11 protein-coding genes and 1 pseudogene are annotated in these 13,078 nt (G+C 42.1%); 8 read left to right on the top strand and 4 right to left on the bottom strand.

Annotated features, from left to right (window positions below; all coding sequences use genetic code 11):
* Window positions 1-635: 635 nt before the first annotated feature.
* Entirely contained in the window at window positions 636-857 is a 222-nt protein-coding gene (locus tag V7K89_RS01285) for a neutral zinc metallopeptidase (protein WP_335183939.1), read from the top strand.
* 253 nt (window positions 858-1,110) lie between these two features.
* Here the strand turns inward: V7K89_RS01285 and V7K89_RS01280 are convergent, their stop codons facing one another.
* Window positions 1,111-1,407, bottom strand: a complete 297-nt coding sequence (locus V7K89_RS01280) for a DUF3288 family protein (RefSeq protein ID WP_094353136.1) — start codon at window positions 1,405-1,407, stop codon at window positions 1,111-1,113.
* A gap of 306 nt (window positions 1,408-1,713) precedes the next feature.
* Here V7K89_RS01280 and V7K89_RS01275 point away from each other — a divergent pair, with 306 nt between their 5' ends.
* Together V7K89_RS01275 and V7K89_RS01270 are read left to right on the top strand one after the other, a co-directional pair.
* Window positions 1,714-4,167 carry an ATP-dependent Clp protease ATP-binding subunit gene (locus V7K89_RS01275; RefSeq protein ID WP_335183970.1) on the top strand — a complete coding sequence of 818 codons (2,454 nt, stop codon included), beginning with the start codon at window positions 1,714-1,716 and terminating at the stop codon, window positions 4,165-4,167.
* Window positions 4,168-4,492: 325 nt separating this feature from the next.
* Entirely contained in the window at window positions 4,493-4,900 is a 408-nt protein-coding gene (locus V7K89_RS01270) for a hypothetical protein (protein ID WP_335183938.1), read from the top strand.
* 232 nt (window positions 4,901-5,132) lie between these two features.
* On the opposite strand, the gene V7K89_RS01265 is transcribed toward V7K89_RS01270, so the two are convergent.
* The gene (locus V7K89_RS01265) at window positions 5,133-5,270 is read right to left on the bottom strand and encodes a Y-family DNA polymerase (RefSeq protein ID WP_335183937.1); all 138 of its coding nucleotides are present in this window, start codon (window positions 5,268-5,270) and stop codon (window positions 5,133-5,135) included.
* Window positions 5,271-5,771: 501 nt separating this feature from the next.
* Between V7K89_RS01265 and V7K89_RS01260 the strand changes: the two genes are divergently transcribed.
* The 4 genes and pseudogenes from V7K89_RS01260 (at window position 5,772) to V7K89_RS01245 (ending at window position 8,976) form a co-directional block, all read left to right on the top strand.
* Complete coding sequence (locus V7K89_RS01260) at window positions 5,772-7,535, top strand: Rieske (2Fe-2S) protein (RefSeq protein WP_335183936.1); 1,764 nt, start codon at window positions 5,772-5,774, stop codon at window positions 7,533-7,535.
* A gap of 398 nt (window positions 7,536-7,933) precedes the next feature.
* Window positions 7,934-8,179, top strand: coding sequence for an AbrB/MazE/SpoVT family DNA-binding domain-containing protein (locus V7K89_RS01255; RefSeq protein ID WP_334819823.1), 246 nt, complete (start codon window positions 7,934-7,936; stop codon window positions 8,177-8,179).
* Window positions 8,166-8,554: pseudogene (locus tag V7K89_RS01250) on the top strand (PIN domain-containing protein). Before V7K89_RS01255 ends, V7K89_RS01250 begins: the two are co-directional and overlap by 14 nt.
* A 122-nt stretch (window positions 8,555-8,676) precedes the next feature.
* Window positions 8,677-8,976: a type II toxin-antitoxin system HicB family antitoxin gene (locus tag V7K89_RS01245; RefSeq protein WP_335183935.1), complete on the top strand. Its 300-nt coding sequence runs from the start codon at window positions 8,677-8,679 to the stop codon at window positions 8,974-8,976.
* Between the two features lie 654 nt (window positions 8,977-9,630).
* Here V7K89_RS01245 and V7K89_RS01240 read toward each other — a convergent pair.
* On the bottom strand, window positions 9,631-11,706 hold the full coding sequence (locus V7K89_RS01240) for a tetratricopeptide repeat protein (RefSeq protein WP_335183969.1): 2,076 nt from the start codon (window positions 11,704-11,706) through the stop codon (window positions 9,631-9,633).
* 75 nt (window positions 11,707-11,781) lie between these two features.
* A complete protein-coding gene (locus tag V7K89_RS01235; RefSeq protein WP_335183934.1) occupies window positions 11,782-12,216 on the bottom strand; it encodes a hypothetical protein in 435 nt (144 codons plus the stop codon).
* 98 nt (window positions 12,217-12,314) lie between these two features.
* On the opposite strand from V7K89_RS01235, the gene V7K89_RS01230 reads away from it, so the two are divergent.
* Window positions 12,315-13,004 carry a PD-(D/E)XK nuclease family protein gene (locus V7K89_RS01230; protein ID WP_335183932.1) on the top strand — a complete coding sequence of 230 codons (690 nt, stop codon included), beginning with the start codon at window positions 12,315-12,317 and terminating at the stop codon, window positions 13,002-13,004.
* Window positions 13,005-13,078 lie beyond the last annotated feature (74 nt).

The raw sequence follows: 13,078 nt of genomic DNA, 5'->3' as shown, positions 1-13,078 counted from the left end.
AACGGTACAAGTCATTTTGCTAAACAATAACCATTCTTATACAGATATTAAATGTAGCGGGTAGCAGTATTCGTAACATTTCTTTGAATGCTGCATTTATTGCTGCCCAAGCAGGGCAAGCGATACAGGTGGAATAATTATTATAATTAATAGATCTCTTGCACGAATGCAAAACTTGCCCTCATCCCCCAACCCCTTCTCCCAATTTTGGGAGAAGAGGAGTCAATTTTAAAGTCCCTCTCCCAAGCTTGGGAGAGGGATTTAGGGTGACGGTAAGGATTCATGCAAGAAGTCTAATTATAAGTAGCAAAAAGTGAATACACCAAGACGAAAAGACCTCTAACTGATACAGAGTTATTATTTAGTGGGACTTAGACAAAAAACAACCAGAAAAAAGCATTAAATCTATATACAGAGAGACTTTGACATCGTTAGGCTTAGTTTATTGATATATCTGGGTTTAGCCCCTTTTTGAGTATTTGGTGTATTTCCCTTACCCTGCATGGGTTTGAAGCTTGTTTCTCTCTCAAAAATGTTTAAGTTCCGTTAGTGAGTGACAAGGGACAGCCTCAACTACATGTGTGTGTCCAACGCAGACATAATGATATTCCCCTGTGTTGATATCCTAAATTCTCATGGCTTTGTCAGCTTGTGGATTTGCACGTTCAGCAGTTCAACCGTTTTATTGTCCGCGCGATCAAAAGGTGTATATTGACTTGAGTTTTTATCGCGATTTGAAGACTCAATATCAGGCACTTAGAGATTTTGCTCAAGCATACGTGATTGCTCATAAAATTGGGCATCATATCCAAAATTTACTTGGGATTTTGCAGCAAGTTCAAACCTTGCAGAACTAAGTAAATTTCTGGAAACAAAATAGCGATCGCAAGATTTATTTTAAGATTACAAAAACTATTTGGTTATTTATTTATTACTAAACCAGTAAGTAAAGGTACTATTTTAGGATTAGCCACTTTCCGATAGATTGTAGACAACTCACAGTAAAATCTGAATTAGGCAAAGGCGCAGAATTAGCGATCGCCATTCCAGGGCTGAGTCAGGAATTAGGAATGCAAAAGAACCCAATACCCAATGCCCTATTCCCCATAACTAATTCCAATCCTGTTCATCTTTCTTGCCACGGCTTTTGTAAATTCCACCCAAATCATGAATTTGACGAGTTTTCTCAAAAAGCTCAGCTTCGGTCAAACCCCACTGTTGCAAGACTTTATCTAGGTCTTTTTGGATGTCTCTCGCCCCTGGAAACCCTTGATAGCGCATTCGTAGTCTAGCCAATTCTGCTAAGTTATAGTCTGTCGCCTCTTGAGCGAGTAAAATATCAATAAGGGGGCGATCGCGGTTATAAAGTGGATGTTGTTGGTCTTTACCGGCCGTTGCTTCAGTCATTGTCAGTCCTGAGTTTAGAGTGCTAAGTCCTGAATTTTAAGTTTAGCTGACAGTGCAAAACAAAACAGACAAAAGAAAATTGTCAAATACCGAAAGCTTAACTGTCAACTTTGCAACTCTTGTACAGACGTAATTAATCGCGTCACTCCTAGTAGACGGCAAGTACACCTGATGTCTTACGGCTCTCACCACTGCCACTTAACTTTAAATAAAGTTACATTGTTCTTAAGAAAATACAAAAAACTTTAGATGAGGGTGAATTTTATTTCACCCAAAGTCCAAGCAGCGAGGGAGCAAGAACCCATTATGTTTGAACACTTCACTTCCGAAGCCATTAGAGTAATTATGTTAGCTCAGGAGGAAGCACGTCGCCTGGGACACAATTTCGTAGGAACTGAACAAATTCTCCTGGGTTTGATGGGAGAAGGAACTGGGGTTGCTGCTAAAGTGCTGGCCGAGTTAGGCGTTACCCTCAAAGACGCACGTCGCGAGGTAGAAAAAATTATTGGTAGGGGTTCTGGCTTTGTACCACCAGAAATTCCTTTTACTCCGAAGGTGAAAAGCCTCTTCGAGCAATCGTTTAAAGAAGCTCATAGTTTGGGACAGAATTACATTAACACTGAACACTTACTCTTAGGATTAACCGAGGCTGGTGAAGGTGTCGCCGCCAAAGTACTGCAAAATCTAGGGGTTGACTTCAAGAGTGTCCGTAGTGCCATAGTTCGCCGTTTGGGTGAAAATGCACCAGCTTTTGCTGGTAGTGGTAGTCAAAAGCGCACCCAACCGCTAACAATGGAAGAGTTTGGCAGAAATTTGACCAGATTAGCCCAAGAAGGTAGACTTGACCCCGTAGTTGGTCGCCAGCAGGAAATTGAGCGGGCGATCCAAATTCTCGGTCGCCGCACTAAGAATAACCCAGTGTTGATTGGGGAACCAGGAGTTGGCAAAACCGCGATTGCCGAAGGTCTAGCTCAACGGATTGTCAACCAGGATGTTCCCGAAAGTTTGCAAGACAAACAAGTTGTCAGTCTCGATATGGGGTCATTGGTAGCTGGAACTCGCTTCCGTGGCGATTTTGAAGAACGTATCAAAAAAGTTGTGGAAGAAGTCCGCACTGTGGGCAATATCATCTTGGTGATTGATGAGATTCACACCCTAGTTGGCGCTGGTGGAACAGAAGGTGGCTTGGATGCAGCCAACATTCTTAAACCTGCCTTAGCACGAGGTGAACTCCAGTGCATCGGTGCAACTACCCTTGATGAGTATCGTAAGCATATCGAGCGTGATGCCGCCCTAGAGCGTCGTTTCCAACCGATTATGGTCGGTGAACCCTCAGTTGAGGAAACCGTACAAATTCTTTACGGCTTGCGCGGCGCTTATGAACAACACCACAAAGTCACAATTTTGGATGCGGCACTTGTTGCAGCAGCACAATTATCAGACCGCTATATTAGTGATCGCTTCTTGCCAGATAAGGCAATAGATTTGATTGATGAAGCTGGTTCTCGCGTTCGTCTGCGGAACTCCCAAAGTTCTCCGAATAAAGAACTCAAGCGCGAACTCGCTGGCGTTACTAAAGAAAAAGAAGCAGCAGTCAGAGTCCAAGATTTTGACAAAGCTACACAACTGCGCGACCAAGAGTTAAAACTTGCAGAACAACTGCAAGCAACGTCTACGCAAAACGATCAACCTGTCAACTCGACTGTAGTTGACGAAGAAGACATCGCCCAAATCGTTGCCTCTTGGACTGGCGTACCAGTCAACAAGCTAACTGAATCTGAGTCAGAGTTGCTCCTGCACCTAGAAGACACTCTGCACCAACGGCTCATCGGTCAAGAGCAAGCAGTCTCGGCTGTATCTCGCGGTATCCGTCGCGCTCGTGTTGGATTAAAAAATCCCAATCGTCCCATTGCTAGCTTTATCTTCTCTGGACCGACTGGCGTTGGTAAAACAGAATTGGCGAAGGCACTAGCTGCCTACTTCTTCGGTTCGGAAGACTCGATGATTCGGCTAGATATGTCTGAATACATGGAAAGCCACACCGTCGCCAAGCTGATTGGTTCACCTCCTGGTTATGTCGGATACGACGAAGGTGGACAACTTACAGAAGCTGTGCGCCGGAAACCTTACACAGTGCTGCTATTCGACGAAATCGAAAAAGCACACCCCGATGTATTCAATATGCTGCTACAACTTTTGGATGACGGTCAACTTACTGATTCCAAAGGCCGGAAAGTGGACTTCAAGAACACGCTGATCATTTTGACTTCAAACATCGGTTCCAAGGTGATTGAAAAAGGTGGTAGTGGTTTAGGCTTTGACTTCGATACTCAAGCCGACGCTAGTTATAACCGCATCCGCACCTTGGTAAATGAGGAATTGAAAGCTTACTTCCGTCCTGAGTTCCTCAACCGTCTTGATGAGATTATCGTCTTCACCCAGCTTTCCAAGGATGAAGTTAAGCAAATCGCTGAAATTATGCTCCGCGATGTTGCTAACCGCTTGACAGAAAAGGGAATTATCTTAGAAGTTAGTGATCGCTTCAAAGAGCTTGTGGTACAAGAAGGTTATAACCCCAGCTACGGCGCTAGGCCATTACGTCGGGCAATTATGCGCCTCCTAGAAGATTCTCTTGCCGAGGCAATGCTGTCTGGTGAAATTACAGATGGAGATACAGCCCTTATTGATGTTGATGATGACTCTCAAGTGAGAGTACAAAAATCAGAAAAACGAGAATTGCTCTTGGCAAATGTTGGCTAATTTTATACCTGATCGCTTTTTACTGTAATATTTGAGAAACACTCTAGCCTCTTGCGTCGTAGAGCAGAGACACAAACAGGGTCATCTCAGACAAACATCAAGTGAAATGGTATTATTTATCACCCCTAGCATTTATACTAGGGGTTTTTTATGTGATTCTTTGTTGAATAATTTATTCTCACTTGATGTGCCACTTAATAAACTATCAACGATAGTGGAATATAAGGCTTGATAATCTGAAACTATTGCTATAAGTAGGTGAAGGATAATGCTTGTTTATAATTATTTGATTGGTTTTCAGTTTTAAAAAGGTGAAGGTGTTAGTATGAACCGAATTATTTCAGGTGCATTGATTTCCAGCATGATGGCTGTAAGCTTAGTCAGTGTCAGCTTAGTTCCGGCAGGGCAAGCATCTGCGGATGAACACATCCTGCGAGATGTGGGTATTGGAGCAGGTGCAGGAGTATTATCTGGGACAGTAAGGAGACGTGGTTCGTTACTGAATAATGCCGTAAAAGGAGCTGCTGCTGGGGCAGCTGTTAATGCTGTCAATGGTACGAGGTCTAGGTATCATAGAAAGCATCGAAATTTAGGCCAAGATGTTGGAGTCGGGGCAGCAGCCAGCACAGTTACAGGTGCTGTGACTCGTGGTCGCAAAGATACCCTGGGGGATGCAGTCGATGGTGCAGTCGCAGGAGCAGCTATTCATATTCTGACCAATGGCAAAAATTAATAATCGCTAGATTTACGGATAATATCTGATTTTTATTGCGTGCAATAAAAACTGCCCTGGACTTGTGCCAGGGCATTGCTTGAAAAAGGAGATTAAATAAGGGATTTTTAAAATCTTGTCTGTGTTTTACATATACTAAGTTTGGTATGTAACATTCTTCAGCTAAAGTCTTGTGTTTTATGCAAAAATAACTAAAAATTTTGAAAGTGCCATCATATAAGGAAGCGTGGATTTAGGTAGAAATTTCCCTGTATACATCGAATCTCAGTCTGATAAAGATAAGCCAAGGACATTTTGCGATCGCTGTTCTTGAAGGCATTCCAGAGTGAATACCAAATTTTCTGGCTTCGTAACTAGCTGCTGTAAGCACACCTGTTTGATTGGGGCTACCATCGACTACTAACGGTTTGGCTCAGTAACTAGGATTGTTTCGCTGCTCTACTAATGCATAAAAGGCATCCATATCAATATAGATAATCTTTTATCACCTGCTTTATTGAGGCATCAGACATTTAATAGCCTGCAACTACTCTTCAGAAAAATCAGTGATTCGGCTTTATATTTTAAAAATCTCCAACCAATAAGGTATTGACTTTATTGAGAATATGCTTTGTTTATTGACATGATGCGGCTGCCTGGGGTGGAGTTATCTGTCGTAAACATTTTTTGAATTGATATTAGTTAACAAAAATTAGAATGCACAAATGCTCAAATTTGAAAAACTTTGCCAGAGTAGAAATAAGGGTTTTGACATTTACCTATGTGTAATTAAATGACCGAAAACGAAAAGGATACAAGCCCCTGAATTTATTTATGGGGATGATTAATTTTGAATTTTGAATTTTGAATTTTGAATTTGGAGCGAAGCGACGTGACTCAAATATTTGAAGATGCGACGAAAACAGACAATTATATCCGTGTTGCTAAACTTGCAGAAGTTCAGGCAGCAGGCAGTTTGTTAGTCCACAAGGAAAAGCATACGATTGCTTTGTTTTACTCAAATAATACTGTTTACGCAATTGATAACCGTTGTCCTCACATGGGCTTTCCCTTACAAGGAAGCACTTGCAAAGATGGTATTGTTACCTGTCCTTGGCATTATGCCCGCTTTGATCTTGCTAGTGGTGGAACGTTTGACTCGTGGGCAGATGATGTTCCTTGTTTCCCAGTAGAAATCCGTGATGGTGAAGTTTGGATAAATTTAGCACCACCAGTTAACCCTTATGCTCACCACCGCCAACGTCTGCTAGACGGTTTAGAGCAGAATATTTCTTTAGTGATTGCGAAATCAACGCTGGCACTTTTAGATATAGGAGTGAAAGCGACAGAACCATTTCTTATGGGGCTAGAATTTGGCACTCGTTATAACAAAGCGGGTTGGAGTTCAGGTTTGACTATCCACACCTGTATGATGAATCTACTACCTTATCTTGATGTCGAAGACAAACCTCGTGCTTTATTTCACGGACTGTCGGCAGTAGCTAATGATAGTGCGGGTGCGCCACCAGAGTTTGTCGTTCACCCATTACCCAATGCTAAAGTAGATTTTGCAACTCTCAAAAACTGGTTTCGCCAATTTATTCAGGTACGGGATGCGGAAGCAGCACAAAGATGTTTAGTATCTGCTATTCGTTCTGGAGCTAATTCAAAGCAAATAGCAGATATGCTGTTCTGTGCTGCTACAGATCGTCGCTATCTTGATGTTGGGCATACAGTTGATTTCATCAATAAAGCATTAGAAGCACTTGATACTATAGCTTGGCAAGCAGCAGAATCAATTCTGGCTAGCCTAGTTTCGGGTTTAGCCAATGCTTCCCGGATGGAAGAATCCAATTCCTGGCGCTACCCTGTAGATTTGGTGGCAATATTAGAGTCAGCTTTTGAGCAATTACCGACTGTATTAAGTGTAGGAAAATCTCGACAAGGAAATTGGTCACAAACAGATGAACTAGTACCAATCTTATTGGGTGAAGACCCACAAGCGATCGCAGACTCGCTATTGAATGCACTGAAAGCAGGTTGTACTGAAGAACAATTAGCTGGTGTAGTTACTTATACAGCAGCATTACGAGTAGCTCGTTTCCACACGATTAATGACTTTGGAGATTGGAATTCAGCCCACCATCCATTTACGTATGCAAATGCCGTACATCAAGCTTTACGAAGAGTACCAACAGTCGAACTACTAAGAGGTGTGTTTGATGCGGCGATGAGTGTATATTTAAATCGTTTTTTGAATGTCCCACCAGCAAGGCTGCCAGAACCCAAAGACATCGTAGAAAATCCCGAACAATTGCTCCAGCAGCTACCAGATTTATTAAACCGTCAGCAGCAAGTAAACCAGACAGGGCAATTAGTTGCTAATTATTTATACAGTGGTGGTAGTCCTGAAAGACTGATGGCAAAACTGGGGAAATTGATGCTGCGAGAAAACCGTGATTTTCATGTCGTTCAAGAAATGGAAGCCGCTTTTCGTCAGTATTCTTTCCTTGGTAAAACTTCGGCTGGAATTCATGTACTAGTGGCCGCATCTCGGTATTTAGCTGCTCATTCTCCGACAATGCGATCTCAAGGACAAACTTATCAAATTGCGGAACGTTTACATCAAGGCGATCGCTTATTTGAGGAATCATGACCGGAAAGTGGAGAATTTGAACTGTATCTTATTACATCCCAAGGTGTAGATCGTTGGTCTTTCAAGACGCGATTTATCGCGTCTCTAGATCAGGATTTTGTTGTTGATTCTGAACTGTATTGAGATATAAAGCGTGTTTGAAGTAGAACAGCGTAAATATTTGTAGTTGGGATGAGGCAGGAGGCAAGAGGTAGAAACTCTTTTTATCAAAAAAAATAGGTTCAAAACCTCGCCCCTTGTGGGCGAAAGAATCCTTGTCTCATAAGGCTCTTAGATACCCCACCCGCAAGTGGCGTGGCTGTATTTAATGCGTGAATTTTGAATGCGTGAATTTTGAATTGATTCATCTGATGTTGAGTCTTGCAAACTGCTGTATAATCAAGTAAAAAACTTGAGTCATGGCTAGTGCGACTATCACGAGCAAAGGACAAATAACTATCCCTCAAGAAATTAGGGATTATCTTAATTTGGATACTGGTAGCAAGGTTGATTTTGTCATCGATGAAAATGGAATTGTCAAACTGATTCCTTTAAATGTTCCTATTCAAAGCTTATCAGGACTTTTACACCGTCCGGGAATGAAAAGCGCAACTTTAGAAGAAATGGAAGTAGCAATCCAAGAAGGTTCAAGTGATTGGACTTGATACAAATATTTTAGTACGTTACTTGACAAAAGATGATAAAAGCAGTGGAAGCAAGCTGCTGAAATTATCGAAAGGGAAGAGCAATGTTTTGTTGCTAATATAGTTCTTTGTGAATTAGTCTGGGTTTTGCGCGGGAACCCTTATCAATTTAGTAAAGAAGAAATTAGTAACACCATAGACTTGATGCTGCAATGTTCAGTGTTTGAGTTAGAAAATCGTTCTGTAATTTATCAAGCATTACAACGATTTAAGCAGGGAAGTGCAGATTTTTCTGATTATTTAATTGGTACGATTGCTCAAGATTATGGTTGTAGTTTAACAGCAACTTTTGACAGAAAGCTGAGAAACGAAAAGGGATTTGATTTATTTGAGTAATGCTCATTTCTAAACCAAGCGATCGCTTGTCGATTTAGACTTGAAAGTAGAGCGTAGACGCTTCATCGGCGAAACACCATCATTTAACATAAGATTAAACTGGTAGTACAACGTGAGATTTCATGGCGATAAGGTTTATTTTGAGCGACTATGTTGATCGAGCGATGTCTGACGACAAGCCGCTTTGCGTCTACGCTCAAGCAATTTATGACAAGTTAGAAGATGGTACATTTGCAGGTAGAATTCCTGTTTGCAAAGGAGTGATAGCTTTTGCATCAACTTTGCGCGAGTGTGAGGATGAATTACGCTCAACACTGGAAGACTGGATTTTGCTTGGGCTAAAGCTGGGACATTCTCTACCAGTAATTGATAATATTGACCTCAACAAGGAGCCGACTCTTGAGCTGATGGATACCCTGTAAGCGTCGGGATTTTGTGAACAAATTACGATGGCTTGGCTTTGATGGCCCTTTTTCTGGAACAAGACATCAGTTTATGGTTTACGGGGCAATATCGCCTAACTTATTCTTTCTAATGATGAGTATTCTGTACCGCAATTGCGGATGATGAGTCAGGAAGTTGAGGTTATTCTAGAGCGGGAAATCACGCTAGAAGAATGGAATAGCGTTTAAGATTTGCCGACAAGCGATTTCTACGACGGCTTTCGGCTCAATGATATACCAAAAATAATGCGTGAATTACTCAAATGAGTAAGCAAACTGGAGTTTGAGAAAGTAAAAGCTGATTTTACTTGCGGAAAACACCAAAATGAGAAAGCAAACTGGGGTTTGAGTAAGTAAAAGCTGCTTTTGAGAAAGTAAAAGCTGATTTTACTTGCGGAAAACACTAAAATGAGAAAGCAAACTGGGGTTTGAGTAAGTAAAAGCTGCTTTTGCTTGCGGAAAACACCAAAATGAGAAAGTAAAAGCTGCTTTTGAGAAAGCAAAAGCTGATTTTGAATAAGTCAAATGCCATTTTGAGTAAGTAATCAGGCATTTTTACTTAGTTTAATATGAATTTTAGTTTAGGCGATCGCACTTTTCAGTTTTATCACGGTACGCTTTGCACAAAACCGTCTATTCTTGATTTGAGGGGAGGCGATCGCGTAGATATGCTAAACCATTACGGACATGAACAGTATCGGGATGATTCACCCCTAACTGTCGCTCAAGAATATCCAAAGCTTGGATGTAAAGGGGTTCGGCTTCGCTGTATCTGCCTTGGTCATGATAGAGTACCGCTAGGTTGTTGAGGATATTGGCGACATCAGGATGTTCTTCTCCCAGCAGTTTACGCCTGAGTGCTAAAGCTTGGATGTAAAGGGGTTCGGCTTCGCTGTACCTGCCTTGGGAACGGTAGAGTGACGCTAGGTTGTTGAGGCTAAATGCAACATCTGGATGTTCTTCTCCCAGCAGCTTGCGCCTGATTACCAAAGCTTGGATGCAAAGAGGTTCGGCTTCGCTGTATCTGCCTTGGGAACGGTAGAGTACTGCTAGGTTGTTGAGGCTAAATGCAACATCTGGATGTTCTTCTCCCAGCAGCTTGCGCCTGAGTGCCAAAGCTTGGATGCAAAGAGGTTCGGCTTCGCTGTATCTGCCTTGGGAACGGTAGAGTAACGCTAGGTTGTTGAGGCTAAATGCAACATCTGGATGTTCTTCTCCCAGTAGTTTACGGCTGAGTGCTAAAGCTTGGATGCAAAGAGGTTCGGCTTCGCTGTATCTGCCTTGGGAACGGTAGAGTAACGCTAGGTTGTTGAGGCTAAATGCAATATCTGGATGTTCTTCTCCCAGCAGCTTGCGCCTGATTACCAAAGCTTGGATGCAAAGAGGTTCGGCTTCGCTGTATCTGCCTTGGGAGTAGTAGAGTTGCGCTAGGTTGTTGAGGCTTTGGGCGACAGATGGATGTTCTTCTCCCAAGCACTTTTTAGTGACTTCTAGACACTTCTCATACCAAGGTAAAGCTTGGTTATATAAACCTTGACCATCATAAAATGTAGCGTTACCGAGGAAAGCCCAAATTAAATCATCATCGCTAACGCATTGAATGAGATTGTTCGCTACTTCAGCTATATGAGGAATGGCGGGAGAAACATTGGTGATTTTCTTAAGGGTAGGTGTTTCAGGAATATCTTTGGCAACTGCTACCATTACCCGACAAAGCGATCGCTTTAATTCTTCTGCCTGCTCTAAACCTGTAAGCTTATATTGGAAAAACTCCCTTAACAGTGGATGCAGTTGGTAAATTCCCTCACCTTTACGCTGTAGCAAATGCAGTTTTAGCAAGGTATCATCTCTAATTTCCTCTAACTCTTCCTCGTCTTCCTTTGGTAAACACTGTTCCACCAACTTCCAAGATATAGGTGCGGCGGCAAATAAACTCAGCAAACAGCCAAGCTGCTTATCGCTGTCTTGTAATTCCTGCCAACTCAACTCAAAGGCTGCTAACACACCCCGTTGTGCTGTCATGTCGCCTTCTGGTTTAATAAGGGCGGGTTGTTCTAGTCGCTTTTTCTCCAACCGCCGCAACATTTCTGTGAAAGAAAGGTCTTGTTTTCGCGCCAAATATCGCCCGACTAATTCCAAACCCAAAGGCAAATATCCCAACCACTCACACAATTGATTTGCAACAGCCAATTCTTGCTCAATTCGCTGTGGTGTTTCTTTAAAAAATGACTTTAATAACTCCAGCGCTGCTTTTGGTTGCAATACATCTAAAGATAATTCCTTTATAGATGCTCCTAAGTGTTGGCGCGTGGTAATCAACACTTTAAATCGAGAAGATGGCGAAGGTAGATAAGGCTTAACTTGTTGATATTCTCCAACATCGTCTAATACTAGCAGCACATTACCTTCGCGCCAAAGCCGAAAGCAGTATTGCACTTGCGCGGGTAAATCCAAATCTTCTGGTGGGTTTAAGTCAAGCTGCGTTCTGGCAAACTGCACAACTTGAATACCCACATCTCCAGCCTTTGCCAGCAACCAGCAAATTCCACCTTTGTAAATTTCACGGTGAGCCTTTGCATATTGTAAGGCCAGTTCTGTTTTACCCAGTCCACCCATGCCAGCAACAGCAGCTATACTCACCTGTTCATTTTCCTGTAACATTTGGTGGAGATTTCGCAATTCAACTTCACGTCCAACAAACTTCACCACCCCACTTAAGGGCAAATTTTGCGGTATTTCGCTAGCGAGATTTGACTTTACCTGTTCTCCTCCAGGCGAATGCAATCAGAAAATATTAGTACCAGTGAAAACATTTCCTTGAAAGACGTTTTTAATAGAGTCAGCTAACTTTGTAGAATTAATGATAGTTGCTGGTTGCGAGTTCAGCCCATTTGCTAAAACTTGGACTTTTGGCGCTACTTGAGGATCGGCGTTTACTGCTGCTTCAACGTCCCGCACTGATTGAGCAATTTCGGTATCTGCGTCTGCTGCGGCTTTCAACTCTAGTACAGCTTTGCCATAATCTAACGGCGGCTGTGTATTTTCTGGTGTTGCCTCTGCTAACAAAGGCAATTTATTTTTATTACGTAGCTGTACGATTAATTTACCGCTTGCTTCTAACCCTGCTTCCCCAAGCTTTTCGCCAGTTTTTTCTAAAGCTTTAGTTAAAACTATAGTAGCGATCGCTGTTGCAACTGCTGTTAATGTTACAGGTTCCATAATTTAGTAATAAAATACGACATCATACTGGGAAATACAAATGCAGTTCTGTCTATTTCGGAAATATATCACACACATTAAAGTCAACACACCAACTGATGCATGATACCCAACTGCTACCACGTATTAATGCCACATCCAAGAGAGAAAATGGTAAACAATATTATGTAGATGCCAAGGGAAATCGCTTTCCCAGCGTGACTACAATACTTAATGCCACCAAATCACAAGCAGATAGAGACAGATTATTAAACTGGAAAGCGCGTGTTGGTACAGAAGAAGCTACCCGCATTACTACATCTGCTAGTCGTCGGGGAACCCATACACACAAGCAAATTGAGCGCTACCTCCTTGGTCAAAACCCTGTTTGTCCCGAAGCAAGTCGCCCTTATTGGGAGAGTATCAAGCCAGTTTTAAAACAAATCGACACAGTTAGACTCGTGGAAGGCTCAGTTTTCCATAATAATTTGGGTTATTCTGGCAAAGTTGATTGTATTGCCAGCTATCAAGGTATTCCCTGTATTTGCGAGTGGAAAACAGCAGATAAACCTAAAGGTTCAATTGAGCATTTATATGAACATCCACTGCAACTTACGGCGTACATAGGAGCAGCTAACGAGTATTATCAAGATTATGGCATTCAGCTAAAGCACGCTCTCTTGGTTGTAGCGATTCCAGAAATGCCAGCAGAGGTATTTTGGTTTGAATCAGCAGTCATCAAAGATTATTGGGAGCAGTGGGAAAAAAGAGTCACCCAGTTTTGGGAACACAGAAGTGTTTGGGGTTAATCAGCCCCTTTGGGAAAGTCAAAAGTCAAAAGTCAAAAGTCAAACATTTTTAATCCCCATAAATAAATTTAGTC

Source organism: Nostoc sp., assembly GCF_036917515.1.
Classification (GTDB): domain Bacteria; phylum Cyanobacteriota; class Cyanobacteriia; order Cyanobacteriales; family Nostocaceae; genus Nostoc.
Note: the sequence above shows the minus strand (reverse complement) of the source record. Positions and strands in the feature narration are given on the sequence as shown.

Excerpts from the sequence above, each read along its gene's own strand:
- V7K89_RS01280 (WP_094353136.1), bottom strand. The coding sequence starts at position 1,407 with ATGACTGAAGCAACGGCCGGTAAAGACCAACAACATCCACTTTATAAC.
- V7K89_RS01245 (WP_335183935.1), top strand. The coding sequence starts at position 8,677 with ATGGCGATAAGGTTTATTTTGAGCGACTATGTTGATCGAGCGATGTCT.
- V7K89_RS01255 (WP_334819823.1), top strand. The coding sequence starts at position 7,934 with ATGGCTAGTGCGACTATCACGAGCAAAGGACAAATAACTATCCCTCAA.
- V7K89_RS01235 (WP_335183934.1), bottom strand. The coding sequence starts at position 12,216 with ATGGAACCTGTAACATTAACAGCAGTTGCAACAGCGATCGCTACTATA.
- V7K89_RS01270 (WP_335183938.1), top strand. The coding sequence starts at position 4,493 with ATGAACCGAATTATTTCAGGTGCATTGATTTCCAGCATGATGGCTGTA.
- V7K89_RS01230 (WP_335183932.1), top strand. The coding sequence starts at position 12,315 with ATGCATGATACCCAACTGCTACCACGTATTAATGCCACATCCAAGAGA.
- V7K89_RS01285 (WP_335183939.1), top strand. The coding sequence starts at position 636 with ATGGCTTTGTCAGCTTGTGGATTTGCACGTTCAGCAGTTCAACCGTTT.
- V7K89_RS01275 (WP_335183970.1), top strand. The coding sequence starts at position 1,714 with ATGTTTGAACACTTCACTTCCGAAGCCATTAGAGTAATTATGTTAGCT.